The 26,414-nt window shown below is 58.7% G+C and carries 22 protein-coding genes and 6 tRNA genes; 13 read left to right on the top strand and 15 right to left on the bottom strand.

The window, feature by feature from the left end; translation table 11 throughout:
* Positions 1-68: 68 nt before the first annotated feature.
* The 5 genes from OKC31_RS12145 to dcuC form a co-directional block, all read right to left on the bottom strand.
* Positions 69-932 carry a DUF2927 domain-containing protein gene (locus OKC31_RS12145; protein WP_236767233.1) on the bottom strand — a complete coding sequence of 288 codons (864 nt, stop codon included), beginning with the start codon at positions 930-932 and terminating at the stop codon, positions 69-71.
* A gap of 26 nt (positions 933-958) precedes the next feature.
* Complete coding sequence (locus OKC31_RS12140; RefSeq protein ID WP_005333421.1) at positions 959-1,462, bottom strand: M48 family metallopeptidase; 504 nt, start codon at positions 1,460-1,462, stop codon at positions 959-961.
* 145 nt (positions 1,463-1,607) lie between these two features.
* Complete coding sequence (locus OKC31_RS12135; RefSeq protein WP_247822712.1) at positions 1,608-3,251, bottom strand: hypothetical protein; 1,644 nt, start codon at positions 3,249-3,251, stop codon at positions 1,608-1,610.
* Between the two features lie 186 nt (positions 3,252-3,437).
* Positions 3,438-5,084, bottom strand: coding sequence for a bifunctional metallophosphatase/5'-nucleotidase (locus tag OKC31_RS12130; RefSeq protein ID WP_247822713.1), 1,647 nt, complete (start codon positions 5,082-5,084; stop codon positions 3,438-3,440).
* Positions 5,085-5,174: 90 nt separating this feature from the next.
* Complete coding sequence (gene dcuC / locus OKC31_RS12125) at positions 5,175-6,527, bottom strand: anaerobic C4-dicarboxylate transporter DcuC (protein WP_270657022.1); 1,353 nt, start codon at positions 6,525-6,527, stop codon at positions 5,175-5,177.
* Positions 6,528-6,722: 195 nt separating this feature from the next.
* Here dcuC and OKC31_RS12120 point away from each other — a divergent pair, with 195 nt between their 5' ends.
* Together OKC31_RS12120 and OKC31_RS12115 are read left to right on the top strand one after the other, a co-directional pair.
* Positions 6,723-7,187: a hypothetical protein gene (locus OKC31_RS12120; RefSeq protein WP_069555799.1), complete on the top strand. Its 465-nt coding sequence runs from the start codon at positions 6,723-6,725 to the stop codon at positions 7,185-7,187.
* A 183-nt stretch (positions 7,188-7,370) separates the two neighbouring features.
* Complete coding sequence (locus OKC31_RS12115; RefSeq protein ID WP_064335946.1) at positions 7,371-7,967, top strand: DUF922 domain-containing protein; 597 nt, start codon at positions 7,371-7,373, stop codon at positions 7,965-7,967.
* A gap of 95 nt (positions 7,968-8,062) precedes the next feature.
* On the opposite strand, the gene mnmC is transcribed toward OKC31_RS12115, so the two are convergent.
* Positions 8,063-10,081: a bifunctional tRNA (5-methylaminomethyl-2-thiouridine)(34)-methyltransferase MnmD/FAD-dependent 5-carboxymethylaminomethyl-2-thiouridine(34) oxidoreductase MnmC gene (gene mnmC, locus OKC31_RS12110; protein ID WP_270657020.1), complete on the bottom strand. Its 2,019-nt coding sequence runs from the start codon at positions 10,079-10,081 to the stop codon at positions 8,063-8,065.
* A gap of 90 nt (positions 10,082-10,171) precedes the next feature.
* Between mnmC and fabB the strand changes: the two genes are divergently transcribed.
* Positions 10,172-11,383: a beta-ketoacyl-ACP synthase I gene (gene fabB, locus OKC31_RS12105; protein WP_194496353.1), complete on the top strand. Its 1,212-nt coding sequence runs from the start codon at positions 10,172-10,174 to the stop codon at positions 11,381-11,383.
* 312 nt (positions 11,384-11,695) lie between these two features.
* Here the strand turns inward: fabB and OKC31_RS12100 are convergent, their stop codons facing one another.
* Complete coding sequence (locus OKC31_RS12100) at positions 11,696-13,381, bottom strand: aspartate:alanine antiporter (protein WP_005336899.1); 1,686 nt, start codon at positions 13,379-13,381, stop codon at positions 11,696-11,698.
* Positions 13,382-13,518: 137 nt separating this feature from the next.
* Between OKC31_RS12100 and OKC31_RS12095 the strand changes: the two genes are divergently transcribed.
* Positions 13,519-13,683 carry a hypothetical protein gene (locus tag OKC31_RS12095; RefSeq protein WP_247822715.1) on the top strand — a complete coding sequence of 55 codons (165 nt, stop codon included), beginning with the start codon at positions 13,519-13,521 and terminating at the stop codon, positions 13,681-13,683.
* A gap of 471 nt (positions 13,684-14,154) precedes the next feature.
* Here the strand turns inward: OKC31_RS12095 and OKC31_RS12090 are convergent.
* A tRNA-Asn gene (locus OKC31_RS12090) sits at positions 14,155-14,230 on the bottom strand.
* Between the two features lie 133 nt (positions 14,231-14,363).
* Here OKC31_RS12090 and uvrB point away from each other — a divergent pair.
* The 3 genes from uvrB to OKC31_RS12075 all read left to right on the top strand — a co-directional run bounded on the left by uvrB (position 14,364) and on the right by OKC31_RS12075 (position 17,457).
* Positions 14,364-16,376, top strand: coding sequence for an excinuclease ABC subunit UvrB (uvrB, locus tag OKC31_RS12085; protein ID WP_247822716.1), 2,013 nt, complete (start codon positions 14,364-14,366; stop codon positions 16,374-16,376).
* On the top strand, positions 16,373-16,630 hold the full coding sequence (locus OKC31_RS12080) for a YkvA family protein (RefSeq protein ID WP_043820318.1): 258 nt from the start codon (positions 16,373-16,375) through the stop codon (positions 16,628-16,630). The genes uvrB and OKC31_RS12080 overlap by 4 nt, the downstream gene beginning before the upstream one ends.
* Before the next feature lie 179 nt (positions 16,631-16,809).
* Positions 16,810-17,457, top strand: coding sequence for a DedA family protein (locus tag OKC31_RS12075; RefSeq protein ID WP_041202713.1), 648 nt, complete (start codon positions 16,810-16,812; stop codon positions 17,455-17,457).
* A 77-nt stretch (positions 17,458-17,534) separates the two neighbouring features.
* Here the strand turns inward: OKC31_RS12075 and dsbB are convergent, their stop codons facing one another.
* Together dsbB and nhaB are read right to left on the bottom strand one after the other, a co-directional pair.
* Complete coding sequence (gene dsbB / locus OKC31_RS12070) at positions 17,535-18,056, bottom strand: disulfide bond formation protein DsbB (RefSeq protein WP_005336895.1); 522 nt, start codon at positions 18,054-18,056, stop codon at positions 17,535-17,537.
* A gap of 98 nt (positions 18,057-18,154) precedes the next feature.
* Complete coding sequence (nhaB, locus tag OKC31_RS12065; protein ID WP_064338053.1) at positions 18,155-19,735, bottom strand: Na(+)/H(+) antiporter NhaB; 1,581 nt, start codon at positions 19,733-19,735, stop codon at positions 18,155-18,157.
* Between the two features lie 333 nt (positions 19,736-20,068).
* Between nhaB and fadR the strand changes: the two genes are divergently transcribed.
* The 6 genes from fadR (at position 20,069) to OKC31_RS12035 (ending at position 25,679) form a co-directional block, all read left to right on the top strand.
* Positions 20,069-20,782 carry a fatty acid metabolism transcriptional regulator FadR gene (gene fadR, locus OKC31_RS12060; RefSeq protein WP_026034983.1) on the top strand — a complete coding sequence of 238 codons (714 nt, stop codon included), beginning with the start codon at positions 20,069-20,071 and terminating at the stop codon, positions 20,780-20,782.
* Between the two features lie 265 nt (positions 20,783-21,047).
* A complete protein-coding gene (locus tag OKC31_RS12055) occupies positions 21,048-21,188 on the top strand; it encodes a TIGR02808 family protein (protein WP_005345965.1) in 141 nt (46 codons plus the stop codon).
* A gap of 188 nt (positions 21,189-21,376) precedes the next feature.
* A complete protein-coding gene (locus OKC31_RS12050; protein ID WP_005336887.1) occupies positions 21,377-21,934 on the top strand; it encodes a YaeQ family protein in 558 nt (185 codons plus the stop codon).
* 12 nt (positions 21,935-21,946) lie between these two features.
* Complete coding sequence (locus OKC31_RS12045) at positions 21,947-22,831, top strand: AEC family transporter (RefSeq protein ID WP_270657018.1); 885 nt, start codon at positions 21,947-21,949, stop codon at positions 22,829-22,831.
* A gap of 264 nt (positions 22,832-23,095) precedes the next feature.
* Entirely contained in the window at positions 23,096-23,560 is a 465-nt protein-coding gene (locus OKC31_RS12040) for a hypothetical protein (protein WP_270657017.1), read from the top strand.
* A gap of 283 nt (positions 23,561-23,843) precedes the next feature.
* On the top strand, positions 23,844-25,679 hold the full coding sequence (locus OKC31_RS12035; RefSeq protein ID WP_270657014.1) for a sigma 54-interacting transcriptional regulator: 1,836 nt from the start codon (positions 23,844-23,846) through the stop codon (positions 25,677-25,679).
* 170 nt (positions 25,680-25,849) lie between these two features.
* On the opposite strand, the gene OKC31_RS12030 is transcribed toward OKC31_RS12035, so the two are convergent.
* From OKC31_RS12030 to OKC31_RS12010, 5 genes are all read right to left on the bottom strand, one after another.
* A tRNA-Val gene (locus tag OKC31_RS12030) sits at positions 25,850-25,926 on the bottom strand.
* A 38-nt stretch (positions 25,927-25,964) separates the two neighbouring features.
* Positions 25,965-26,041, bottom strand: a tRNA-Val gene (locus OKC31_RS12025).
* A 34-nt stretch (positions 26,042-26,075) separates the two neighbouring features.
* Positions 26,076-26,152 (bottom strand) — tRNA-Val (locus tag OKC31_RS12020).
* Between the two features lie 18 nt (positions 26,153-26,170).
* Positions 26,171-26,247: transfer RNA gene (locus OKC31_RS12015), tRNA-Val, on the bottom strand.
* Between the two features lie 13 nt (positions 26,248-26,260).
* A tRNA-Val gene (locus OKC31_RS12010) sits at positions 26,261-26,337 on the bottom strand.
* Between the last annotated feature and the right edge of the window lie 77 nt (positions 26,338-26,414).

Below are 26,414 nucleotides of genomic sequence, written 5' to 3'. Positions count from 1 at the left end.
GGCTGCGTTTTTTGTGGGTGGTGAGAGGTTCGCGGTGGCTTGTCTGGCTCTGGGTTGAGCCTGGCCCGTTACAACCCCGCCCAGCTTTTCAGGCTCTGTTGCTGCACCCGGCGATTGGCTTCGCGGATCTCCCCTTTGGCGCGCAGATCGGCCAGCGCAATGGGGAGTGCGGCGCGGATCTCGCCACTGCTCATTCCGGCCTTGAGGGCCGGGTGATAGGCCATCTTGAGCAGCACATAGTCCAGCCCGGTCAAAAAGCTGTCGATGCTGTTGTCATTGAAGATGGAGGGGAACACCTTGTCCGAGTCGTTGGGCAGCCCCATCACCTGGGTGAACTCCTCCACCACGCAGTCGAGAAAGCGTCCCTTGGCCCGGCTGTAGTCTACCGGAATGATGATGGTGGCACGGCTGATCTCGTGTTTTGCATTGGTTGCGAAGTTGGCAAGGCAGAGCCCCTCCTTGAGCGCCATCTTGACCGATGGATCCCCCCCCATGGTGCGGTTGGCCCAGCTCTTCATCTTGCTGTAGTCGGTCATGATCAGGGTGAGGTTGGGCTTTGCGGTCACCATGCTGATGGGATGGCCGGTGATGCGAGCCAGATGGGCCGCCTGAACCTTCACCACGTCGGCCTGTAGCGGCTTGTCACCCGACTCGTTGATAAGCTGCAGCCGGATCGGCTGCTGCCAGCGGGCGAAACGGGTCTGCCTGGCTTCGCCATACTCCCGCTCCATGGCGATGGCCATAAAGCTCTCGACCAGATAGCTATCGCTCTGCCAGCGCTCATCGGCTCGGGCGCTGTGGCCCGCGAGCAGAAGCAGCAGGGCCAGCAACCTGCGTGACGTGAAGCGGGGACGAGCAGTACGGTTCACGTTAGCCAATACCAAAGTGGCAATAAAGCGGGTGGCACCAAAGGGGGTGGCGGCAAATGACATGTTTCCTCCCTGAAACGGTTGTCAGCCTAGCGGTTGGCCTTGTCGATGTCGCGCCAGGTGAGCCAGAGCCTGAGATCAAACTCCAGTTGATGATAGTCCGGCTCCATATGCTGGCAGAGCTGGTAGAAACTCTTGTTGTGATCCTTCTCTTTGATATGGGCCAGCTCGTGCACCACGATCATTTTCAGGAACGGGGGCGGCGCCTCCTTGAACAGGGCGGCGATGCGGATCTCGTTCTTGGCCTTGAGCTTGCTGCCCTGTACCCGGCTGACGTAGGTGTGCAGGCCGAGGGCATCCTTGATCACGTTGATCTTGCCATCGAACACCACCTTTGACAGGGGCGCCGAGCTCTTGAGGTAGCGGTTCTTCAGCTCCATGGTGTAGGCAAGCAGCGCCTTGTCGCTCTGGATCTGGTGGCTTTCCGGATAGCGTTTGGCCAGCATCTCTCCCAGCTTGCCCGCCGCAATCAGCTGCTGTACCTGTGCCTTGAGAGGGTCGGGATAGCCGCCCAGATAAGTCAGTTCCGCCATGGTGTCACTCGTTACATCAAAAAGAGCGTCATTGTAGTTATCTCGGGCGGGCTTGCCTACTGCGGGCCGTCGCTGCAAGGGGCTTTGGCGCAAGAAAAAGGGCGGCCATTGCAACAATGGCCGCCCTGCGGGGCGTGATGGGTGATCAGCGTCGGCGATAGAGACCCGGATCCACCTCTTCATAGTGGCTGGTCAGGTATTGATAGAAGGCAAGATGGGAAGGGGAGCTGGGTTTTTTCAGCTCTTCGCTCACCCGATCCGGCTTGGCGATGATGAACTTCGGGCTCTGGCGCTGGATATCGGCCAGCACCCGCTCGCGCACGTCATAGGGCGGATTGACGTTGGCAAAGAAGAGGTAGGCGGACGCTGGCTGGCGATCGGTCCAGAGATAATATTGTGGCTGGATGCCATCGACCCAGATCTTGTCGCTCGGGACTGTCTCGGCCTTGATGCGATCGACCCGTACCTGCGCCGCCGGATTGAAAGGGCGACCCTTGAGGGTGCCTTCCCAGGCGTTGTTGATCATCAGCAGCAGCATGGCCAGCGTCGCCAGCCAGGGGGTGGCACTGCGCACATCCCAAGCGCGCCAGAGGGGGATGAGGATCAGCACCGGCAGCGCCCACAGCAGGCTGGTGCCGAGCACCTCGTTGACCCGCTCGAGGGACCACTCCTTGGTGCTCCAGCCAAAAGCGAGCTGCTGGGCCAGCAGCCAGCTGGCGGTCAAGACGACCAGCGAGATGCAGAGCAGGCCGATCGCATCAGCCTGCTGTTCGCTGCGATCCAGCAATACCGCCAGCGGCAGCACCGCCAGTTGCAGATAGAGGACGTCGTAGTGATCGAACACATGGCCGGAGACCGAGTTGGCGATCAGGGTAAACAGCACCCCAAACAGGGTCGCCAGCAGGGCGGGCAGATACCACTCCTGACGGCGGCTCAGCATCAGAATGATGAAGGCGGGTAGCAGCATGATAAGGCCGGTGCGCAGCAGGCCGACGGCGCCCACCATGGGGGAGAAGCCGTTGCCGTAGCTCCCTTCGAAGAAGATGTCGAAGGCGTAGTATTTGAAGGCCGCCAGCAGATCATGTTGCTGGAAGTAGGCGTAAAGCGGGCCACCAATCAGCGCCAACCCCAGCAGGCTGGAGATGAGCAGCAAGATGGCGTCACGCCACTTTTCGTGCAGACACCAGTGGCAGAACAGCACCAGATACCAGGCACCCCAGAAAGCGCCGTTGTTGGTGCGCATCCAGGCGACGATGGCGAAGGTGAGGGCCGCCACCAGCGCGGGCCACCAGCGAAATCCCTTGTCCAGCAGCAGGGTGATGAAGGCCCACTGGGCGATGAGGGCGAGATGGAAGGTCCAGTCCTCGGTCATGTTGCCGTAGTAGTAACGGGTGCCGTAGAGAGCAAGCACCGCCAGCATGGCGCCGAGACGCGCCTTGAACGAGAGGCCAAGTTGGGCAAAGGCTTGCCAGCTGGCCAGCAGTCCGAGCCAGCAGAGCACCCACTCCAGCGCCCAGATCCCGACAAAACCCCCCATTCCATAGCCCAGCGCGTCGAGAGCGAAGATCATCGGCCCCTTGATGTCGATCATGTCGCGATAGAGCACGCCCCCTTCGCTCCACATCTTGCCCATCACCGCAAACAGCGAGGCATCAAAGCCCGGCGCCATGGCGTGGAAGAGCGGGTTGCGCAGACAGAAGAGCAGCGCCAGCAGGGCGGTCAACAGCACGATGGCTGGCTTGATACCCGGGTTGACGCGAGGGGGAGTGAAACGGATGGAGTGATTCATGAAGTCGCCTGTTCCTGCAGCTGGTCTTGAAAGCGGGCCTATCTTGCCGAGCTAGTGAGTGCGATGCAATGGGGCGGGCCCGTGTGGGGCAAATATTCTCGAAAAAGCCCGGTTCTTGCAGGGAACCGGGCGCTGGCTGCGGCAATTTTGGCCGTCAGGGGATGTGGCAAAGGCATCCCCCCGATATCAACTGAAGTACTCAAGCAGGGGCGGCTGCGCTTCCAGCGTGGGCAGGTGGCGAGCCCAGCGGATAAAAGCGTCGGCCAGGGTGATACCGAGCTCCTGATTGTGCTGGGTCAGGGTGCGCGCCAGTGCGGTGTAACCCTCCTTGCCGGAGGCGGTATAGGCGCTCGACACCCCGCGATAGACCTGTTCGGCATTGACCGCTTGCCACTGGCCGGGAGTGGCTTCCCACTCCAGCCGGGTGATGCGCTGGCCCTTGGGCCGATCGGCCTGATAGGTGAATCGCACCCCTGCGGTGTAGGGGAAGCTGCCGTTGCCATTGCCGACCACGCCGTTGTTGGTGGCGTTGTCGATGGCATTTTCCAGCGCTTCCGCCAATTCGTGACCGTGCACCCGATAGAGGGTGAGGGGAATGGCAAACGGCAGCAGGCGACCGGCGATATCCGCTTCGCTCAGGGGGCCCGGCTCCAGCGAGCAGCGCACGCCGCCAGCATTGTGCAGGGCAAAGTCCACCTCGCCTACCTGTTCACGGGCGGCGGTCAGCATGGCGCGGGCCACCAGCGGGGCGAGCTGGCTGCCGTGGGGCAGGGTGGCATCCGGCAGCCGCTGATGGGGAAGTGGCGCCGCCAGTCGGGTGACGATGCGCTGGCTCATTGTCTCTATCTCAGGCCGATAGCGTTTGGCCAGATGTTGTTCAAGCTGTGGATCCGGTTCGCAGAAGGTGAGCCCGACAGGTGGCGTGGAGGCAAACGGCCAGGGTTGCCAGGGGAGCCACTCCAGCTGCCCCTGACTCTGCACGACGCGGCCCGACTCATCGAAGGTGAGCTCGCAGACACCGAGGCAGATGGCGCTGTGGCCAGCATGCAAAATCGCCACCCCGTTGTTCATCAGCGGATAACTGCCTTCGCTTGGCAGACCCAGCGGCGCGAGGTCGCCGAGCAGGCTGTGGGTGTGGCCACCGATGATGAGGCTGAGCTCGGGGAAGCGCTCGGCCAGCAGCTTGTCCTGATCCAGCCCGAGGTGGCTCAGCAGCACGATATGGTGGATCCCTTCGCGCTTGATCTCCTGCAGCACCCGGGTGAGGGTGTCGGCGACTGCGTGGAAACGGGTGTGGGGATCCGGGTTGGCGATGGCAGCCATCTGGGCGAGGGTGATGCCGAGCAGCGCAAAGGGAACCCCGTCGATCACCTGACGATGCCAGGGCTGATGGGCGTCGTAGAGGTGGGGAATATCCCACAGCCCAAGCGGCGTGTCGGCAGGCTCCTGACTGTTGTCCAGATTGGCGGCCAGCACCGGAAAATCGAGCTGGCGCAAGAACTCCACCAGCGGGCCGTTACCCAGATCGAATTCGTGGTTGCCAAGTACCATGGCATCGGGGGCCAGCATGGCGAGCAGGTCGGCGTTGGCGCGCCCTTTGAAGCGGTTGAAATAGAGAGAGCCCTGAAAGGAGTCGCCACCGTGCAGAAACAGAAAACGCTGACTGGCTGCTGCGGCTTTGGCACGCAGTTGGGTCAGTCGGGTCAGGATCCGGGCATAACCGCCGCACTGGGTGCGCCATTGGCCTTCACCGACAGGGGAGAAGCTCATGGGCGCGCCATCGAAGTGGGAGTGGCAATCACTGAAATGGGCAAGTTGAACCGTAATACTCATCTCGGTCCTCCTTAGGGGAAAATGAGCACCGAGTCTACTGCAAAGGGGGGGGAGGATACCAGCCCGGCAGGGTGCCGGGCTGGTCAATGATCAGGCGGGTACCATGATCTGGGTGGCGACGATCACCACCAGCAGGCCGACGGCGACCGGCATACTGGTGCGCTTGACCACCTCGAACGGCGAGAGCTTGCCCATCCCCGCACAGGCGACCACCACCCCGGAGACTGGAGAAATGGTGCGACCCAGGTTGGAGGCTTGCAGCATCGGGATCACCAGATAGGCCGGGTTGATGCCAAGGCTGCTGGCCAGGTTGGGGATCAACTCTACGAAGGCGTAGAAGGGGGCATTGCCCGAGCCGGTGGTGAAGGCGGCCAGGGTGGTGATCACTACCAGTGACAGCATCATGATCAGGCCGCCCGAACCGAGATCCTGCGCGTGAGCCAGCAGGGTGTCGATAAAGCCGATGGTCATCAGACCCTGGGCGAAGACGCCGGCACCGACCAGCAGCATGACCACACCGGCAAAGGCATCAGCCATGTTGCGCCAGCAGACCTGCAGACCGTCCAGCAGCTCCTTGCCATTGCGGATGCGGACAAGTTCCAGCAGGCTGGCCAGCACCATGCATATGACGATGATGGTGACGATGTCCAGCTGTGGACCCCATTTACCGTCAAACGCCAGTACCCCGATGATTGGGGTGAACGGCAGGATGGCGTAGAAAGCGGGGGCGGTAGTCACCAGATCACCCGGGGCGACCGGCTCGTTGTGCTCACCGGATTTTTGATCAAGGTAGCGCTGCCAGAAGAAGTGGGTCACCGCCATGCAGGCGATCGCCACCAGCGAGATGGGCAGGGTCAGCTTGAAGGCAAAATCCAGCAGCGGCATGTTGGCGGCCTGAGCGGCCATCACCACGTCCCCTGAGGTCGGTGCCAGAATGATGGCGGCTGGCGAGGCGCACACGGCCGCAGCCGCGCCACGGGAGATCCCCATGTTGACCATCAGCGGGAACAGGGTGGCCATCAACAGCACGCCGAGGCCGGTGGCGGAGCTGACCGCCAGCGACATGGCACAGGCCACCAGATAGGCAGCCACCAGCAGGATATAGGGGGACTTGATGATGCCGAGCGGTTTGCTGGCCAGCTTGACCAGAATGGTGTTGGCGCCGATATGGCTCATGTAGCCGGCGAAGCCGCACAGCACCATGATCAGCATCCCCAGTCCACCGCCACGGTCATTGAGCAGGAAGCGGACGTATTCGAAGATATCGGTTGCGATATAACCGGTGCTGACCACCTTGCTCGGCAGTACCGGCTTGCCCATCATGGCGGTGATGACCAGCAGCAGCAAGCCGCCGCTCAGCAGCACCCCGGTTGCGGAGTATCCTTTGAAAATGGCACGGCCCACCACCAGGGTGACCAGGGTGCCAACGATGAGTTCCAGCATATGTTGCCTTCTGATTGGATGAGAGTGGAGGGAGTCTATTCCGATAGGGGTAGAGTGGCGACTGGAAACAGGATGTTGTGTGAGCTAAATCAACGTTTAACCCCATGAACAGAATTAAAGAAAGGTAAAGGTACTTTACCCAGCGGGTTTGGCTACCTACCCTTGCCAGCCTTGGTTGTCCTTTGAGGCTTTTATATGGTGGTTGGTGATTTTTCAGGCATTAAACGCTCTATTTTCCTGCTTGCGATGCTATTTTCACCTACTTGCGTGTTTGCGGTAACCAATGACGGTTTTCATCAAACCGGTCCTCATCAGGCGGTCGCCATGCGGCGTCTCATGGCTCCTCACTCTTACGGCGTACTGGTGGTTGCCGAGGGTAACAGACCCCGTTTTGCCGCGCTGGCATCCAAAACCACCGAAGCAAACTGCCTGGCCCGTCATGCCATCCGGGTAGATGGGGTTGCGTTGCTGGTCACCCCGAGATTCTATGCCAAAGAGGGAAAACGGGGACTTTGCGAGCTGTGGCTCAATGAGGGGGCAGATCAGGACTTTTTTGCCAACCGTCTTAAAAATGATCATTTTATTCAGATAGATGGTCATGACATCAATGTGAAAAACTATCACCTCGACTGGCAGCGCATCAGCCGTCATGCTCAATAAAAATACAGTTTTGGCCTTGTGCCATACTCTGCTCACGCAACCTGTGAGCGTGCTCTGATTTCTGGGCGCATCATTGTATTGCGCCGCCTCGTCGTCACACATAGGCTATACCCGTCATCTGTGTGGCGGTGGGGTTCACCAAGGTTGGTACTCCGCCCGTGCAATCAAGGAAGGTAGTCTGGCATGGTCAGCAAGGTTTATGGAGTAGTGGGGGTCGGGTTGTTGCTGTTGCCCCTGATGAGTCAGGCTCAGCCGAGCCGGCCGCAAGTGGTGCCAGAGTCCCGCATCAATGTCCGTTTTTATGAGGTCAATGCAACCAGTCCGGAGCAGCTTGCCCGGGCGATTGCCCAGAGTGCTCCCAAGGTGAATGGCAAGCCCGTACTCGGCAAGGCGAGTTATCAAGTGGACTGGCAGCTGGATACCGAGCAGTTGCCGGGTCGCTGCCAGCTCAACCGGGTGACGGTGACCACCAACGCCACTGTGTTGCTGCCCCGCTGGCGTCAGAGCGCGAACAGTAACGATCCTGCCCGCCAGCGCTGGGGGCGGCTGCTCTCCAGCATGTTTGACTACGAATCCCGCTTCAAGGAGATGGTGCTGCAAGGGGCCAATCAGGTGGGTGGCGCCATTGCGGGATTACCCGGTCATGCAGATTGCCAGGCGCTGCGCTATGCCGCGTGGGCAGCGGGCAGTGGCGAGCTGAACAAGATCAAGGGACGGCTCGACGGATTCCAGCGTCAGACAGGTTACGGCGAACAGCTCGGGGTGCACTGGCCCAAGTAAGCGCTATCTCAAGACGCAATATTCAGCATCGCACGATTTGATAAATAGAATGGCCGCCTGATGGGCGGCCATTCTATTTGTTTGCAGAGTCCGGTTCAGACCAGCGCTTTGCCCTTGAGCAGCTTGCGTACCCAGTAACGGGCAGGGTGGAGCGCTTCCAGCAGATCGGCGGCCAGCGGTAGGGGATCGCCGCAGATCTCGCTGGCGAGCTGCTCGCCACAGAGCGGCGCCGAGCAGAGGCCCCGCGAGCCGAGCGCCCCCAGCACATAGAGGCCGGGGTGAAGGGGGAGTGGCTGGGCGTTGTGCTGATCATGCTGCAGTTGCGCATAGTGATCCGCCAGACCTTGCAGTCTGGCCACTGGCCCCACCACCGGCAGGTGATCCCGGCTGGCACAACGCACCCCCACGCGCGCCTCGTTGCCGCTCACATCCACCTCGGCTGGCCAGGTTTGCTCCGGCAGGCAGGCTTGCAACCGCACCTGATTCTGGATTTGCTCCTCGACACGAAAATCAAGGCTGCTCTGATTGCGGCCATAGCTGGCACCGATGCAGTGGTGAGCGTTGTGCATTGGCGTGAGGTAGCCATCGTAGCAGAGCACGGTCTTGAGCTGACGCAAGCTGGCCGTGGTCGGCACATGGCTCACCTGACCGCGCACCGGATAGAGCGGCAGCTCGGCAAAGGGGAGCAATGCTGGCAACTGGTGACCGGCAGCGACCACCAGATTGGGGGCCTGCCAGTGGCGGCCGTCCTGGCTCTCTATGTGCCAAGCATCTGTCTGCTCGGCAATGGCAACCACCTCGGTGTTGAACACCACCTCAAGCAGGCCGCTGGCTTGCGCCTCTTTCAGGGCGGCTCGGGTGAGATCGGCCGGACAGAGCCAGCCCCCCAGCGGGTAACTGACGCCGCTGTGGCCACAGGGCAGGCCAACCACCTGCTCTACCTCTGCTGTAGAGAGGGGATGCATCAGTTCGGACGGGAAGGGGCCCTGGCTCATTTTCGCCAGCTTGGCTGCCGATTTGTCGTCATAGCCGAGCTGGGTCACTCCACATAATTCGAAAGCGATAGGATGGCGTTCGGCCAACGCCAGCAGCCGTTGGCGGGCATAGCCAAAGGCGAGCGAATAGAAGCGTGACAGGGCATCGTGCTCGCCGTTGAGCAGGGGATAGAGCGCCCCCTGGCGGTTGCCGGAGGCGCCGGTGGCCGGTTCGCCATCTGCACACAGCAACGTCACCTTGCGACCCCGCTCCACCAGAGAGAGCGCCGTCATGGCCGAGGCGATGCCGCCGCCGATGATCACCACCTCGCCAGTGCGTCCGGCAGGACGGGCATACCAGGGGGCGATGGTCTGCTGCGGCTGCTTGTCGGTGCGATCCCCCACCAGCATCTCCCGCTTGCTGCCGTGGCCCTTCACCTTCTTCATGGCAAAACCGGAGGCAATCAGGCCACGACGGACAAAACCGGCACAGGTAAAGGTGGCGATGGAGCAATCGGGACGGGCGAGGCGAGCGAGACCATCAAACAGTTCCTGTGTCCACATCTCCGGGTTCTTGGCCGGGGAGAAACCATCCAGATACCAGGCGTCCACCAGACCTTCTGCCCGGTGAGGCACCTGCGGCAGCATATCCTTGATGTCGCCAAACCAGAGATCGAGGCGAATGCGGCCACCCGCAAAATGAAGGCGGTGGCAACCGGAAACCGGCAGCGGCCATTGGGCGACAAGATCCTGACTCAAGTGGCCAAGTTCAGGCCAGGCGGCCAGCGCCTTGCACAGATCGTCTTGGGTCAGGGGGTATTTCTCGAAACTGATGAAGTGCAGACGGGAGCCGTTACCGGATTGGGGCGCCTGTTCCAGGAAGGCTTGCATTGTCGCCAGAAAGTTAAGGCCTGTGCCGAAACCTGTTTCACCTATCACGAAACTGTCACTATCGTGGTGCGAAAATCGCGCAGGTAGCCGGTTTTGCTGCAAAAAGACGTAGCGGGTTTCACTTAGACCGTTATCATTGGAAAAGTACACATCCCCGAAGTCACTGGAGACAGGAGTTCCCGCTTCATTCCAGTCCAATCGGGCATGATGTAAGGATGTTTGACTCACGTTTTCCTCGGCTCGCGTCACAAAATCGCGGGCATTCTACGTGAAAGCAGACCAGTTTGGCAGCCGAAAGCGGGTAGACTTGGCGCCAGTTTTTCCAGACGAGATGAATTAATGAGAAGAGCAGTGATCACCGGTATCGGCGTCATCTCCAGTATCGGCAACAACAAGGAAGAAGTGCTGGCCTCCCTGAAAGCAGGTAAATCCGGCATCACCTATTCCGAGCAGTTCGAGCAGCACAACCTGCGCAGCCGTGTCTGGGGTAACATCAAACTCGATCCGTCTGAACTGATCGACCGTAAAGTCATGCGTTTCATGGGCGACGCTGCGGCCTACGCCTACCTCTCCATGCAGCAGGCCATTGAAGATGCCGGTCTGGCGGAAGATCAGGTCTCCAACGAGCGTACCGGCCTGGTGGTCGGTTCAGGTGGTGCCTCCGGCAAGAACACCTCGGAATCTGTGGATATCGCCCGCGAGAAAGGGGTCAAGCGTGTGGGTCCTTACATGGTGCCACGCACCATGTCTTCCACCACCTCTGCTTGCCTCGCGACCCCGTTCCAGATCAAGGGTGTCAACTACTCCATCAGCTCAGCTTGCGCCACCTCTGCGCACTGCATCGGTCACGCGCTTGAGCTGATCCAGCTTGGCAAACAGGATGTGGTCTTCGCCGGTGGCGGTGAAGAGCTGGACTGGTCCTCTACCATCCAGTTTGACGCCATGGGTGCCCTCTCCACCAAGTACAACGACACGCCGGAACAAGCGTCCCGTACCTATGATGCGAACCGCGACGGTTTCGTTATCTCCGGTGGCGGCGGCATTCTGGTGATCGAAGAGCTGGAACATGCGCTGGCCCGTGGCGCTCACATCTATGCCGAGCTGACCGGTTACGGTGCTACCTCCGATGGCTATGACATGGTCGCGCCGAGCGGTGAAGGCGCGGTGCGTTGCATGAAGATGGCGATGCAGGGTGTCGGCAAGGTTGATTACATCAACACCCACGGTACCTCCACTCCGGTCGGTGATACCAAAGAGCTGGAAGCTATCCAGACGCTGTTTGGCGCCAACGGTCCCAAGATCTCTGCCACCAAGGCGATGACCGGCCATGCGCTGGGCGCTGCGGGCGTGCACGAGGCTGTCTACTCCCTGTTGATGATGGAACACGGCTTTATCGCCCCCAGCATCAACATCGAGACCCTGGACGAGAAAGCGGAAGGTCTGCCCATCGTGCGCGAGTACGAAGCGGCCGAACTCAATACCGTCATGTCCAACAGCTTCGGCTTTGGCGGTACCAACGCCTCTCTGGTGTTCAGCAAGTTCAAAGGCTGATATCCGGTTGATATGAAAAAAGCGCCTCAGGGCGCTTTTTTTGTCTTCGGGATCTGCCATCACTCATTGCAGAGCAGAGCAGAGCAGAGCAGAGCAGAGCAGAGCAGAGCAGAGCAGAGCAGAGCAGAGCAGAGCATCGGCCATTGTGGAATAGGAAGAGTGGGTTAGTGGCAGAGTTCAGCGCAGATGGTGGGGGGGGGGGGGAGGTGACGCCACACCAATGAGCCTGATCTACATCTCTCTAGCGGGGCAGATAGCAAGAAGGGAGCCTGATGCTCCCTTCTTTGTTAGCGGTAATGTGATGGCTGCTGGCTAGAACCAGAAGCCGATGATAAAGGAGCCCGCAAGGGTCAGCATCACGTTGGCCACCGCATAGGTACCGGCATAGCCGAGCGCCGGAATGGAGCTGTTGGCTGCCTCGTTGACCACATCCATCGCCGGGGCACAGGTACGGGCACCTGTGATGGCACCGAGCAGCAGCGCCGGGTTCATCTTGAGCACCCAGACCCCGAACAGATAGCCTACCAGCACCGGCAAGGTGGTCACCAGCATGCCGGAGAAGAGCACTACCGTACCCACCTCGCTGAGGTGGTCGAGGATGCCGCCACCGGCTTTCAGGCCCGTGCTTACCATAAAGACCGCCAGACCGAGATCCTTGGCCAATCTGAGCGCGCCGGGCGGCACATAGCCTACCGTCGGGTGGTTGGCCCGCAGGTAACCCATCAGAATGCCCGCCAGCAGCAGGCCGACGGCGTTGCCGAGACCGAATTCGATCTGACCGAACACCAGCGAAACGGAGCCGATCAGCAGGCCAAGCACAAAGAAGGTGGTGAAAGCCACCAGGTCCGTGGTCTGGCTGTGGATGCTGATAAAGCCGATCTTGTTGGCCAGCAGTTTGACCCGTTGCTTCTCGCCGCTGATCTGCAGCACGTCGCCCTTTTGCAGCATGATGTTGCGATCGAACGGCATCTCGATTTGGGAGCGCACTACCCGGTTGAGGAAGCACCCTTTCTCGGTGAGGTTGAGCTCCACCAGATGGCGGCCGACCACTGAGTCGTTTTTCACCACTATCTCTTCGGTGACGATCTGCAGGTCGAGCAGGTTGCGATCAAATACCTCTTTACCGTTGCGGTAGTTGACGTCCAGCTTCTCGTGGCTCTCGGGATAGCCCACCAGGGCGATCTCGTCCCCTTCCTGAATGACGGCATCTCCATCGGGGCTTGCGAGAATGCCGTTGCGGCGGATCCGCTCTACATAGCAGCCGGTATGGGGATAGATGCCGGTCTCCCGCAGGGTACGACCACCTATCCATGCCGCCAGCTCGGGGCCAACCCGATAGGCGCGGATGATGGGCAGATAGGTCTTGCGACTCTCGCTGTCGGAGAGACCCCGCTCACGGGCGATTTTTTGTGCCTCGGTATTGAGGTCGAGGCGAGCCAGTGAGGGGAGGTAGCGCACCACCAGCATCAGACCCACCAGACCCACCAGATAGGTCAGGGCGTAGCCGATGCCCATGTTGTCCAGCACCGCCTGCATATCGGTTTGATGAGGCAGGTTGAGCAGACCACTGCGCAAGGCATCCTGGGCACCCACCAGCGCCGGGGTCGAGGTGAGGGAACCCGCCAGGATCCCCGCCGCCATGCCCGGCCCCAGATTGAAGAACTTGGCCAGCCCCACCGTCAGCAGCAGGGCAGTCAGCAAGATCACCAAGGTCAGGGTGATGTAGTGGATGCCGTCGCGCAGGAATACGCTGAAGAAGTGGGGGCCAGCCTCAATCCCCACACAGAAGATGAACAGCATAAAGCCGACGTTTTCAGTGGTGGCTGCAAATTCGAAGCCCATCTGGCCGAACAGCAGGGCGGTAAACAGCACACCGATGGTGTTGCCAATCTGAAAGTTGCCAATTCGCACCTTGCCAAGCAGCAGGCCGAAGGCCAATACCACGAACAGCAGCAGGGAGTCGCTTTGATGTAGCAGTGTCACGAAATCTATGGTCATGCCCGGAAAAACCGAGGAAAAAAGTGGGGTCGATATTGTGCCGGATCTATCCCCAATAAAGAAGCGCAAGGGAGCGATTAATCGGACGTTATCGGACGCTATTTGTGGAACCGGCGGCGTGATAGGGAGACAAGCGGATGAAATCTGGCAATTTTTGCTGTAACCGTCGTTGTCAATTAGTGAAATCAGCTGTCCGCGACCGAAGTGCTCTGGCGCAGGCCGATATTTTAGATTCTGCTGTCCGGCCGCTTGGCGGGGATCAGTTTCAGCAGATTCAACCGATGGCCGCCATGGTTGGCTGAGGGTCAAATCAGCTTGATATTTGCCCGTTCGCCCACGGGAAAAGGGTTGGCAAAAAGATGCCTCTGAAAAGTGCCAATAGAGCCTGTCACTAGGTGGTTCCGGAGGGAGCAAAAAAACAGCATAAAATCAGGTTGGCCAGCAAAATGACTCTTCGCCGGGGGCCATCAAGGGCAATCCCGCGTCCTGACAGGGCTTGCTGCACTTACCCACAGAATCTGTGGATAACCCTGTTTATGAAACTTGTTCATCGCCCTGAAAGCCGCGCCAGCACTGGGATGCAAGGGCTGTTCAAAAAATACCGGAAGAAAAATGTTTGTATAAAAATCAAATAGTTAGATGCGACAGGAGAAAACTCTGTCGAGCAGGAACGGGTAACAAAAGGGAGCGTCAGCAGCAAGAAGGATCTTGTGCATTAAAATTGGCAGAGGAGGGCACTAAAGTGGATAACTTGCACCGAGATGGTGAGGAATTGGCTCCCCCGACTGGACTTGAACCAGTGACATACGGATTAACAGTCCGCCGTTCTACCGACTGAACTACGGGGGAACATCAGGCAAGGAGGAGCATCATACAGAAGGTGTCCGAGGTGGTCAAGCCATTCGCGGGATGATGGCACGGGTGTACCGCTGCCAAACCCTCGGTTACACTGCTCCTCTGCTGTTTTGTGTCGGGAGTGTTCATGAGCAAATTGTTCAAGTTAGCCAGCCAGTTTCAACCCGCCGGGGATCAGCCCACGGCGATTGCCCAACTGCTGGATGGCATCGAGTCAGGGCTGGCCCATCAGACCCTGCTCGGGGTGACCGGTTCGGGCAAGACCTTCACCATGGCCAACGTCATCGCCACCCTGAACCGCCCGACCATGATCCTGGCTCCCAACAAGACCCTGGCCGCCCAGCTCTATGGCGAGATGAAGGAGTTCTTCCCCGACAACGCTGTAGAGTATTTCGTCTCCTACTACGACTATTACCAGCCCGAAGCCTATGTGCCGACCACCGACACCTTTATAGAGAAGGATGCCTCGATCAACGATCATATCGAGCAGATGCGATTGTCCGCCACCAAGGCGCTGCTGGAGCGGCGCGACGTGGTGATTGTCGCCTCGGTGTCGGCCATCTATGGTCTGGGGGATCCCCAAGCTTATCTGAGCATGATGCTGCATCTCAAAGTGGGGGATGTGATCAACCAGCGGGATATCCTGCGCCGTCTCGCCGAGCTGCAGTACACCCGTAACGACATGGCGTTTCAACGCGGCACCTTCCGGGTGCGCGGTGAAGTGATCGATATTTATCCTGCAGAATCGGACAAGCTGGCCCTGCGGGTGGAGCTGTTTGACGAGGAGGTGGAGCGCCTCTCCCAGTTCGACCCGCTGACCGGCGCCATCGAGCAGACGGTGGTGCGCTATACCATCTACCCCAAGACCCACTACGCAACCCCGCGGGAGACCATTCTGGGGGCTATCGAGCATATCAAGGAGGAGCTGCGCAGTCGCCGCGAGCAGCTGTTGTCCCTCAACAAGCTGGTTGAAGAGCAGCGCATCAGCCAGCGTACCCAGTTCGACATGGAGATGATGCAGGAGCTGGGTTACTGCTCCGGTATCGAGAACTACAGCCGCTACCTCTCCGGCCGTGCGCCGGGGGAGCCGCCGCCGACCCTGTTTGACTACCTGCCGGGGGACGGTCTGCTCATCATCGACGAGTCCCACGTCACGGTGCCGCAGATCGGCGCCATGTTCAAAGGGGACCGCTCCCGCAAGGAGACTCTGGTGGAGTACGGCTTCCGGCTCCCCTCTGCGCTGGACAACCGGCCGCTCAAGTTCGACGAATTTGAAGCGCTGATGCCGCAGACGGTATTTGTCTCGGCGACTCCCGGCCCCTACGAGCTGGAGAAGTCCGGCGGCGATGTGGTGCAGCAGGTGGTGCGCCCAACCGGCTTGCTCGATCCGGAGATCGAGGTGCGTCCTGTGACCACGCAGGTGGACGATCTGCTCTCCGAGATCCGCAAGCGGGTCGCCGTCGAGGAACGGGTGCTGGTTACTACCCTGACCAAGCGGATGGCGGAAGACTTGACCGAGTATCTGGCGGAGCACGACGTCAAGGTGCGCTATCTCCACTCCGATATCGACACGGTCGAGCGGGTGGAGATCATTCGCGATCTGCGCCTTGGCAAGTTCGATGTGCTGGTGGGCATCAACCTGTTGCGGGAAGGTCTCGACATGCCGGAGGTGTCGCTGGTGGCGATTCTGGATGCAGATAAAGAGGGCTTCCTGCGTTCGACCCGCTCGCTGATCCAGACCATCGGCCGGGCGGCGCGTAACCTCAACGGCAAGGTCATTCTCTACGGCGATACCATCACCAACTCAATGAAGGTAGCCATTGAGGAGACCGAGCGGCGCCGCGCCGTGCAGCATGCCCATAACCTCAAGCATGGGATCACCCCCAAAGGGCTCAACAAGTCCATTGGCGATGTGATGGACATGGGAGGCAGCCGCACGGCAGGCAAACCTGGCAAGGGGATGCGCAAGGCGGCCGAGCTGCAAGGGGAGTACCATGTCCGCTCTGCCAGCGAGATTGCCAAAGAGATCAAGCGGATGGAGGAGCAGATGTTCCAGCATGCCCGGGATCTGGAGTTCGAACAGGCGGCGGCACTGCGGGATCAGATCCAGCGGTTGCGCAGCGAGTTGATCGAATCATGAGCCGCAAACGCTGGCTAATTTGGCAACGACTGCGTCGTCTCTATCAGGGCTTTCGCCATCCCGGTACCCCCTGGTGGGCGAGGGGGCTGGTGATCCTTATCCTGCTCTATGGCATCAGTCCGGTGGATCTTATCCCTGACGTGGTGCCCTTGCTGGGTTGGTTCGATGATGTGACCCTGCTGCTGGTGTTGCTATGGGGTTGGGAGCGTTGTCTGCCCCCTGCAGTGCGCAGCGAGCTGGAACAGGCCTCCTAGTTCACCTTTTCAACACGGTGCTCGGCATCTCTCTTTGTGATCCCACCCTCGAAGGAAGCGGAAAAACGGTTTCATTTGAAGGTGGGCACTGCAGGATGAAAAAGAGGCAGGCCCGGTGATTGTCGCCCGGATGGCATTGGCGTAGACTCCACGCCGTTCACTTTATGGGTATGGAAAAAATGGATCTGATCCTCTTTGCAATCGACTTTATCCTGCACGTTGACGTGCACTTGAAAGAGCTGTTCGAGAACTATGGCGTCTGGGTTTACGCCATCCTGTTTCTGATCATCTTCTGTGAAACCGGGTTGGTAGTGACGCCGTTCCTGCCGGGTGACTCCCTGCTGTTTGCCGCCGGTGCGCTTACTGTGGGCAGCGTGCTGGACGTCCATACCCTGGCGGCCGTGCTGATCATCGCTGCCGTGCTGGGCAACGTGGTCAACTACACCATTGGTCACTTCTTCGGCGAGCAGCTGTTCCGCAACCCGGACTCCAAAATCTTCCGCCGGGATTATCTGGAGAAGACCCACGCCTTCTATGCCAAGCATGGTGGCAAGACCATCATCATCACCCGCTTCCTGCCCATCGTGCGTACCTTTGCGCCGTTCGTGGCAGGGATGGGGGCCATGACCTATCCGCGCTTCCTGGCGTTCAACCTGGTTGGCGGCCTGCTGTGGGTACTCTCCTTCGTTTATGCCGGTCACTTCTTTGGCAATCTGCCGGTGGTGCGTCACAACTTTACCCTGCTGATCTTCGGCATCATCGGTATCTCCCTGTTGCCCATGGTAATCGGCGCGGTCAAGGCCAAGATGAGTACAGCCAAGGCATAACCAGAAATACGGTCAACCAGAATGAGAAGGGGGAGCCATTATGGCTCCCCCTTTTTATCTCCACGCGGGCATGACACTCAGTTGCAGCAGCGCCCTTTCACCAGATTGCCGATGGCCACTACGGTGAAGACCAACAGGTAAGCGGCGAAGATGACGACCAGCCACTGGGGCATGGAGTAACCGAAGAACTGCCAGGTGATCTGGGCACAATCCCCTTCCGGCATAAAGAGCCAGGGGAGCCACTGATCGAGCGGAGCCCAGCTCGGGAAGTCGGCAAACGGGCTGCAGACGTTGAACGGGGAGGGGTTAACCTGATAGTCCACATGCTTGAGGGCCAGCTGGAAGCCGCGGAAGGCACTGTAGCCCCATAGCAACATGGCACTCCAGCGAACATACCACTTATCCGGCGCCACCATGCCGAGCAGACCAGCGGCCAGCACACCCAGGGTCGCCAACCGTTCGTAAACACACATCACGCACGGGGAGAGGCCCAGCACATGCTGGAAGAAGAGGGCGCACAACTCGAGGAACAGGGCTGATGCTGCCAACAGGCCCCAGGCCAGCCGATGGGCGGCAATACGGCGGAGAAACTCGATCATCTCATTGATCTCTCAGAAAAAACAGTGGCTGAATTAGAGCAGAGCGGGGCAGAAAAGAAAAGGGCCCTGAAAGGGCCCTCGGAAACCGTCGCAACGGATTAATGCAGTGCCGGTTGTACCGCTGGCAGCGCACTCTCCATCACCAGCCATCCGTGCTGATAGAACCACTCGGTGGCAGGACCAAGCAGTAATTCGACAGAGAAAAAGCCGATCAGCCCCAGCACCAGGGTGTAGGGCAGCGCCATCCAGACCATGCGGCCATAGGAGAGACGCAGCAGCGGCGCCAATGCCGAAGTGAGCATAAACAGGAAGGCGGCCTGACCATTGGGGGTGGCAACCGACGGCAGGTTGGTACCTGTGTTGATGGCTACCGCCAGCAGATCGAACTGGGCGCGGTCGATGGCACCATTGAGCATGGCCGTCTTCACCTCATTGATGTAGACGGTGCCGACAAAGACGTTGTCACTGACCATGGAGAGCACCCCGTTGGCCAGATAGAAGAGGGCCAGCTGGTTCTCCGGTTTGGCTGCCAGTACCAGCTGGATCACCGGCTTGAACAGCTGCTGATCGATGATGACGGCGACTACGCTGAAGAAGACCGCCAGCAGGGCGGTGAAGGGGAGTGCCTCCTGGAAGGCTTTACCCAGCGAGTGCTCCTCGGTGATCCCGGTCAGGGAGGTGGCCAGCACGATGACCGAGAGGCCAATCAGACCAACGGCTGCTAGGTGCATGGCGAGACCGACGATCAGCCAGACCGCAATCAATGCCTGAACGATCAGCTTGGCCTTGTCTTGTGGGCTGCGTTTTGCCTCTTCGTAGCGGTTGTACTCCTCCATGATGGCACGCACCGTGTCCGGCAGGCGGGCGCCATAGCCAAACCAGCGGAACTGTTCCACCAGCACGCAGGTCAGCAGACCACAGATAAAGACGGGGACGGTGACGGGAGACATGCGAATGGCAAATTCGGCGAAGTTCCAGCTGGCTTGCTCGCCGATGATGAGGTTTTGCGGCTCGCCCACCAGAGTGCAGACACCACCCAGCGCGGTACCGATGGCGGCATGCATCATCAGACTGCGCAGGAAGGCGCGAAAATCATCGAGATCCTGGCGATTGAGCTCGGCGACTTCCTTATCATCGGTATGGTCATGGCTGTGACCAAACTCCTTGCCGGACGAGACCTTGTGATAGATAGCGTAAAAGCCGGTGGCGACGCTGATCACCACAGCAATCACGGTCAGGGCATCGAGAAAAGCTGACAGGAAGGCGGAGACCAGACAGAAGGAGAGGGAGAGCAGGATCTTGGAGCGTACGCCGATCAGCAGCTTGGTGAAGACATAGAGCAGCAGCTGCTTCATGAAATAGATGCCTGCCACCATGAACACCAGCAACAGCAGCACCTCGATATTGGCGACCAGCTCGTGCTTGACCTGATCGGCGGAGGTCATGCCGATCAACACGGCTTCGATCGCGAGCAGGCCACCCGGTTGCAGGGGGTAGCACTTGAGGGCCATGGCCAGGGTGAAGATAAACTCAACGACCAGTAACCAGCCCGCAATGAAAGGATCAAGGTGGAAGGCAATCGGATTGATCACCAGAAATAGCAAGATGGCGCTTTTATACCACTGTGGTGCATTGCCCAAGAAGTTCTTGGCGAATGCCTGCCCTAGGCTTATTGGCATGATAATGGGTCTCAACTTTGTTGTTAGGATCTGCTTCTATGCAGTCAAGGATGATTCGACCTGTGCCTCCGGATGTTGGCCTTTATCTGTCTGATTCCTCGTGATTTTAATCAAAAAGCGTGACGATTATAAATGATAGCCGATGGATCTCTGCCCATCTGTCTGTTTTATAACCACCTTGTCGGGGTTGGCTGGCTCCCTCGTGGCGATTAGATACATATTCCCAACACTATATTTGCCATATGTGAGCAGAGGACTGACCTTATGCTTGCCAGCCATCATCGCTTTGATATCATTCGTCAGCCTTTTTACGCATTACAACAGAGTCAATTCATGGTTATAAAAGCGCAGAGCCCAGCTGGGTTTGCCGAGGAATACATCATCGAGTCCATCTGGAACAATCGCTTTCCTCCCGGATCTATTCTGCCCGCCGAGCGTGAATTATCCGAGTTGATCGGGGTGACGCGGACCACCTTGCGCGAAGTGCTGCAGCGACTGGCCCGTGATGGCTGGTTGACCATACAGCATGGCAAGCCGACCAAGGTGAACAATTTCTGGGAAACCTCCGGCCTCAATATTCTGGAGACGTTGGCTCGTCTGGATCAGGACAAGGTACCTGATCTGATAGCTCAGCTGCTCTCCGCCCGTACCCATATCTGCACCATCTTTATCCGCGGGGCGATCCGCCACAATCCGGAACAGGCCGCCGAGATCCTGCGTGGCGCCGATGGGGTCGAGAACAACGCCCAGGCTTATGCCGAGTTCGATTATCGCCTGCACCACCAGCTGGCGTTTGCTTCCGGCAATCCGATCTACGCTTTGATCCTGAACGGTTTCAAAGGGTTGTACAGCCGAGTTGGCAGCTACTACTTCTCCGACAAGCAGGCCCGCGAGACCGCAGATGCCTACTACAAGACTCTGCTCAATCTGGCGGAGACCAAGAACCACGAAGCCGTGTTCATGACGGTGCGTCAGTACGGTATCGAGTCCGGCAAGCTGTGGACCCGCCTGCGTCAGGACATGCCAAGCGATCTGTGCGACAACTGATCCCTTGCCTGTGCTGTCCAAGAAACGCGCCATCCGGCGCGTTTTTTTATTCTGCCGTGTTTGTGTCTATCCTTGATTGGCGGTGGTAATTGCTTGAACTGCATGGATATTTGGCCAAAAAGCTTGATCCAGCGCAAATGAACCCTGCATTTATCACTTTGGTGGCATAGGACCCAACCGCTGATTGAGGTCAAATGGAGGCATCAAGAGCGGAGCCAATATCCGCCAGAAGGAACACACCTTTCACCGGATGAAGGACACAACAATGAGTCTTCTTGAACACACCATCTGGACAGTACTGGGATACGGGGCCATGCCCTTTATCTTTCTGAGCGGATTCGTGGCGGTGGCAGTGACCTGTTGCATGCTGCTGAACGCGTTCGGGGTACAGTCCGCCGAGAAGTGAGTCGCTTCTCCATGCCGCCAAATGCCAGTCTTCGGACTGGCATTTGTTTTTTGTGTCTTTTAAAGCACTTATCCCGGCAGGGAAGGGGAAATCTTTGGTCAGGATGGTCGAACCTGCCGCCGATTTTGATTACACTGGCGCCCGTATTTCCCACTCACCCTTCTCTTATCAGGTGTTCAAGGTTTTCTATGGCTCTCAAGGCAACCGTATTCAAGGCCCAGATCAGTTTGTCTGATATGGATCGCAATCTGTATCAGGACTTCTCCCTCACGCTGGCACGCCACCCCTCCGAAACCGATGAGCGGATGATGATCCGGCTGGCGGCCTTTGCCTGGCACGCCGCTGAGCGACTGGAATTCACCAAGGGATTGAGCGCCGATGACGAACCCGAGCTCTGGTGCAAGAACTACTCGGACGAAATAGAGCTCTGGATCGAGCTGGGCCAACCCGATGAAAAACGGCTCAAAAAAGCCTGCAACCGCGCCCGTCAGGTGGTGCTCTATCTCTACGGCGGTCGTGGCACCAGCGTCTGGTGGAAGCAGAACCAGGGCAAGCTGAGCCAGCATGACAACCTCAGCATCATCGAACTCTCCGACAGCCAGACTCTGCCGCTCACCGCCATGGTCGAGCGCACCATGCAGCTCACCTGCACTATCTCCGATGGTCAGCTCTGGGTCAGTAACGGCGCACTGGAAGTGACGCTGGATCCGGTGGTGCTGATGGGCAAACCGGCCCGCGAACTGTAACGGACGCAGCCCATGTTCAGCGCCTTGCTCAATATCGTCATTCCGGTGTTCGGTGTGGTCGGGCTCGGTGCACTCTACGGGCGATTGCGACCGGGGGCTGCGCTCGGTTACGTCAATCGGGCCAATATCGAGCTGTTTACCCCTGCGCTGGTCTTCTCCGCGCTGGTCAAGTATCCGCTGGCGCTGGCGGAGCATCTGCCGCTGATTGCGGCGGGGGCGCTGGTTATTCTGTTACCCGGTCTGCTGCTCGCACTGCTCAAACTCAAAGGGATTGAGCGGGCAGCCCTGATCTTGCCCGCCATGTTCCGAAATACCGGCAATCTCGGTATCCCCTTGATGGTGCTGGCGTTTGGCGAGCAGCAACTGGGGGCCATCGTGATCCTCTTTGTGCTCTCCAATCTGCTGCACTTTTCGGTCGGCATGTTTATCCTCTCGGCCAATACCTCCCGCTGGCTGTGGCTGCGCAGCCCTGTGCTGTGGGCCGCGCTGGCAGGTTTGCTGGTGGCCAACCTGCACATTTCGCTGCCGGAATATGTGGTGACAACGGCCTATCTGCTCGGCCAGATCTCGGTGCCCCTGATGCTCTTTGCGCTGGGCATTCGCCTGATGGAGGGGGAGCTTGATCACCTTGGCCTCGCGCTCAAGTGCAACCTGCTCTATCTGCTGGCGGGGGGATTGTCGCTGCTGCTGGCGATCTGGCTGTTGCCGCTCAAGACGGAGTGGATCCCGCTGTTGATGTTGTCGGTTTCCTTGCCCCCTGCTGTGTTGAATTACATGCTCTGCGAGCAGTATCACTGCCAGCCGGACAAGGTGGCCAGTATCGTGCTCGGCGGCAATGCCCTCTCTGTGCTGGTGATCCCGCTGGCGGTCTGGCTGGCACTTCATCTGCCCGGCTAAGCCAGATTGCATTGGTGCGACGGTGCGACTCACTGGCCAATTGCTTGATCGAACCGAGTCACAGTCGTTCGCATCTCATCCTTGCAGGGGAAAGTTAACCTATCAGGATCAGCAAGCTCTTCCATGCCATCTCTGTCCATCATTGCCTCCGTAATATATCTGTCGTCCCCCTATCCAACCCCGAGCCCCGGGCCTGACGGCGACAGCTATAGTTGAAAAAGAGCTGACTGACACTGTTTAACCAATGCCAGTGAGGGAAACCGGATGAGCACAAGTGAGCAATCTGAGCCTGTGGGGCAGGCAAAATCGCGCTATGACCCGGCATTGCCTACCGGTTATGACTGGCGCAGACACCGCCGTTTTATCCTCAGTGGCGGTGGTTACAAGGCGGAATGTCGCCGTCGCAACTGGTTTCTGGAGTTGCTCAACCCGGTGCCCTATGTGGTGGTGCGCGACATAGCCATCGGCGGCATCGGCATTCTGGGGGCCATACGGTTGAAAGAGGGGGATGAGCTGGTGATTGCCATTCCCTCTGGCGAGAAGCTGCGCGGTCTGGTCGTGAGATCCCAGTCAGACCCACTCTTTCCCAAACTCTATCGCACCGGTATTCGTCTGCATCGTTATCCGACGGCCGAGCTGTTTGCCCGCTGGCAAAGTTACATTCAGCCGCAAGATAAAGCGGATTTCGACCATGAGTGCCAAGTCTTGAAACAGGTACGCGGCGCGTGAACCAAATGTCTTTTCAGAGGTTGTTTTCCCCACATTCAGCATGATCCGCCGATGGAGTCCGCAGTTCAGCAGGCTTGGCTGACCCGAGTGGTTTATCTCACTGCATGTGTTTTCATCTTTATGTTTTTATTGAATTTTATCTGTGCCTCTGAAGTTGTGGAGGATACGGATCATTTTCCCTTTTCGTGATCCCCCCCGAAGTAGTTCCCCCTGATATCCCTTAGTATCTGGCCAGCATGACTCCCTTTAGGGGGAGGATAACAAGAACAAAAAGGAATGATGGATGAGATCCGTGAGCAACCAGTGTCTGTTGATGCAGATCCAGCCGACCATCTTGCGCTTTGCCAAGATGCTGGCCAGTGTGCTGCAGCTTGAGGTCGAGATTGTGGATGCCGATATGGTTCGGGTGGCTGGCACCGGGCCCTATGGCAAATTCTTTGGACGTCAGCTGGAGGGGGATTCCCGCCTGCTGCGCTATGTGATTGATAACCAGCGGGAGAAGATCGTTACCCACACCAGCGATGATCCCGTGTGTGACGGTTGTACCTGCAAGGAGAGCTGCCGTGAGCGCGCCTTCCTCGGGGTGCCCATCATGGTGGACGAGCGCTGCATCGGGGTGATCAGTCTGGTGGCTTTCAGCGACGAGCAGCAGGCGCGCCTTAACAACAATCTGCAGGATGTGTGTGACTATGTGCGCCACATCTCCACCATCTTTGTGGCCAAGTTGCTCGATTCACGCGGGCTGTCGGACGGGGTCAACAAGGTGTTCCTCAATCTGATGACCAACATGGATCAGGGTTGCCTGCTGCTCGATGACAAGAGTCAACTGCTCTACGCCAACGAGGCGGCACTCCATCATCTGGGTTGCCAGCAGGAACAGCTGCAGGGGCGCGAAGTGGGGATCCGCCCGCTCACCTTCTCCCAACAGGGGCTGAGTGGTCATCTTCAGCACATCATCACCTTTGAAGGTCGTCAGGAGCTGATCATTGGCCAGCTACACCATGTGCAGGGCCAGCAGCTCTTTCTGATGGCGTTTCACCAGTCCCACTCCGGTCAGGTTCAGGAGCCGGATCCGGATGTGCGGATCGATCAGCTGATCGGCGAGAGCAAGCCGATGCGCACCCTCAAGCGACTGCTGCACCGCATCGCCCAGAGTCCCTCCAGCGTGCTGATTTGTGGCGAGAGTGGCACCGGTAAAGAGGTGGTGGCACGCGCTGTCCATCGCCTGAGTCCCCGTCAGGACAAGCCTTTCATCGCCATCAACTGTGCCGCCATTCCCGAACAACTGCTGGAGAGCGAGCTGTTTGGTTATGTGAAGGGCTCCTTTACCGGTGCCTCCAGCGGTGGCAAACAGGGTCTGATCCAGGCGGCCCATCAGGGCACCCTGTTCCTTGACGAGATTGGCGACATGCCGCTCACCATGCAGGCCAAGCTGCTGCGGGTACTGGAGCTGCGGGAGGTGACCCCCATCGGGGCCAGCCGACCGGTGCCGGTGGATATTCGCATCATCGCCGCTACTCACCAGCATCTCGATCAATACATCGCCGAGGGGAAGTTTCGTGAAGATCTCTATTACCGCATCAACGTCATCCCTCTCAACCTGCCGCCGCTGCGGGAGCGGGAAGGGGACGTGGAGCTGCTGACCCACTACTTCCTCAACCTGCACACCAGCCGCATTGGCATCGTCTATCCCGGTTTGGCGCCCGAGGTGATGGCGTTGCTCAAGGGGTATCGCTGGCCGGGCAACGTGCGCGAGCTCAGCAACCTCATCGAATATCTGGTCAACGTCAGCCAGGCGGGCGAGGTGATTGACGCCGGCCTGCTGCCCCCCAACATCATCCGCAATCAGGAGCCCCATCACGTCTCCGCCCAGTCGATCCCGGTGACCAATCTGGATGCGGCGTTCAATGTCCCTGCCACGGCTCCGCTCGCCGCCACGCCGGAGAAGCTGCCTGAACCCGTTCCGGGTGAGAGCGGCCTTGAGAGCATGGAGAAACAGATGATAGAAGAGACCCTGCAGCGGCTCGGCAACAAGAAACTGGCTGCACAGGCGCTGGGGATTGGGATTGCTACCCTCTATCGCAAGATAAAGAAGTACGAGATTGCCGTGCAGAGCTGAGGCGCTGGCGGCATCTATCCGGCCCGTGTCGTTTATCAGACGACACGGGTTTTTTTATGGGAACAAGGCTTTGCGCCATTGCCGAATTGTGCTGAACGAATTGGCGGGGCAGGGGATTGGCTGCATGGCAGAATGCAAAAAGCCCGCTCGATGAGCGGGCTTTTTTAATCTGGTGCGTCCTAGTGGATTCGAACCACCGACCCCCACCATGTCAAGGTGATGCTCTAACCAGCTGAGCTAAGGACGCAGGGTGCGCAATTCGACTTTTATTTCTTTATGCAGAAGTGGTGGGTTTAATTGGATTCGAACCAACGACCCCTACCATGTCAAGGTAGTGCTCTAACCAACTGAGCTATAAACCCACATCTGGAATATCTGCAAAGTTTTTAAACTGAATGGTGCGTCCTAGTGGATTCGAACCACCGACCCCCACCATGTCAAGGTGATGCTCTAACCAGCTGAGCTAAGGACGCATAATCAGTGTTCTGTAATGGTGCGTCCTAGTGGATTCGAACCACCGACCCCCACCATGTCAAGGTGGTGCTCTAACCAGCTGAGCTAAGGACGCATCACAGAAAAAGTGGTGGGTTTAATTGGATTCGAACCAACGACCCCTACCATGTCAAGGTAGTGCTCTAACCAACTGAGCTATAAACCCACTTTCTCTTACTTCACTACGCCAGCGCTGCTGACGTGGTCGGCATACTACCCATGCCCCCCAAGGCTGTCAACAGG

The organism is Aeromonas sp. Y293-4 (genome assembly GCF_027705905.1).
Taxonomy (GTDB): domain Bacteria; phylum Pseudomonadota; class Gammaproteobacteria; order Enterobacterales; family Aeromonadaceae; genus Aeromonas; species Aeromonas veronii.
The sequence above is the reverse complement of the archived record's forward strand: the minus strand, read 5'-3'. Positions and strand labels throughout refer to the sequence as shown.

Coding starts and splice junctions, on each gene's coding strand:
- fadR (WP_026034983.1), top strand. CDS start 20,069: ATGGTTATAAAAGCGCAGAGCCCAGCTGGGTTTGCCGAGGAATACATC.
- OKC31_RS12045 (WP_270657018.1), top strand. CDS start 21,947: ATGTTCAGCGCCTTGCTCAATATCGTCATTCCGGTGTTCGGTGTGGTC.
- OKC31_RS12100 (WP_005336899.1), bottom strand. CDS start 13,381: ATGACCATAGATTTCGTGACACTGCTACATCAAAGCGACTCCCTGCTG.
- OKC31_RS12080 (WP_043820318.1), top strand. CDS start 16,373: ATGAGCCGCAAACGCTGGCTAATTTGGCAACGACTGCGTCGTCTCTAT.
- OKC31_RS12055 (WP_005345965.1), top strand. CDS start 21,048: ATGAGTCTTCTTGAACACACCATCTGGACAGTACTGGGATACGGGGCC.
- OKC31_RS12035 (WP_270657014.1), top strand. CDS start 23,844: ATGAGATCCGTGAGCAACCAGTGTCTGTTGATGCAGATCCAGCCGACC.
- fabB (WP_194496353.1), top strand. CDS start 10,172: ATGAGAAGAGCAGTGATCACCGGTATCGGCGTCATCTCCAGTATCGGC.
- OKC31_RS12095 (WP_247822715.1), top strand. CDS start 13,519: ATGAAATCTGGCAATTTTTGCTGTAACCGTCGTTGTCAATTAGTGAAA.
- OKC31_RS12115 (WP_064335946.1), top strand. CDS start 7,371: ATGGTCAGCAAGGTTTATGGAGTAGTGGGGGTCGGGTTGTTGCTGTTG.
- dcuC (WP_270657022.1), bottom strand. CDS start 6,527: ATGCTGGAACTCATCGTTGGCACCCTGGTCACCCTGGTGGTGGGCCGT.
- OKC31_RS12135 (WP_247822712.1), bottom strand. CDS start 3,251: ATGAATCACTCCATCCGTTTCACTCCCCCTCGCGTCAACCCGGGTATC.
- OKC31_RS12040 (WP_270657017.1), top strand. CDS start 23,096: ATGAGCACAAGTGAGCAATCTGAGCCTGTGGGGCAGGCAAAATCGCGC.
- OKC31_RS12140 (WP_005333421.1), bottom strand. CDS start 1,462: ATGGCGGAACTGACTTATCTGGGCGGCTATCCCGACCCTCTCAAGGCA.
- uvrB (WP_247822716.1), top strand. CDS start 14,364: ATGAGCAAATTGTTCAAGTTAGCCAGCCAGTTTCAACCCGCCGGGGAT.
- OKC31_RS12130 (WP_247822713.1), bottom strand. CDS start 5,084: ATGAGTATTACGGTTCAACTTGCCCATTTCAGTGATTGCCACTCCCAC.
- dsbB (WP_005336895.1), bottom strand. CDS start 18,056: ATGATCGAGTTTCTCCGCCGTATTGCCGCCCATCGGCTGGCCTGGGGC.
- OKC31_RS12120 (WP_069555799.1), top strand. CDS start 6,723: ATGGTGGTTGGTGATTTTTCAGGCATTAAACGCTCTATTTTCCTGCTT.
- OKC31_RS12145 (WP_236767233.1), bottom strand. CDS start 932: ATGTCATTTGCCGCCACCCCCTTTGGTGCCACCCGCTTTATTGCCACT.
- nhaB (WP_064338053.1), bottom strand. CDS start 19,735: ATGCCAATAAGCCTAGGGCAGGCATTCGCCAAGAACTTCTTGGGCAAT.
- OKC31_RS12075 (WP_041202713.1), top strand. CDS start 16,810: ATGGATCTGATCCTCTTTGCAATCGACTTTATCCTGCACGTTGACGTG.
- OKC31_RS12050 (WP_005336887.1), top strand. CDS start 21,377: ATGGCTCTCAAGGCAACCGTATTCAAGGCCCAGATCAGTTTGTCTGAT.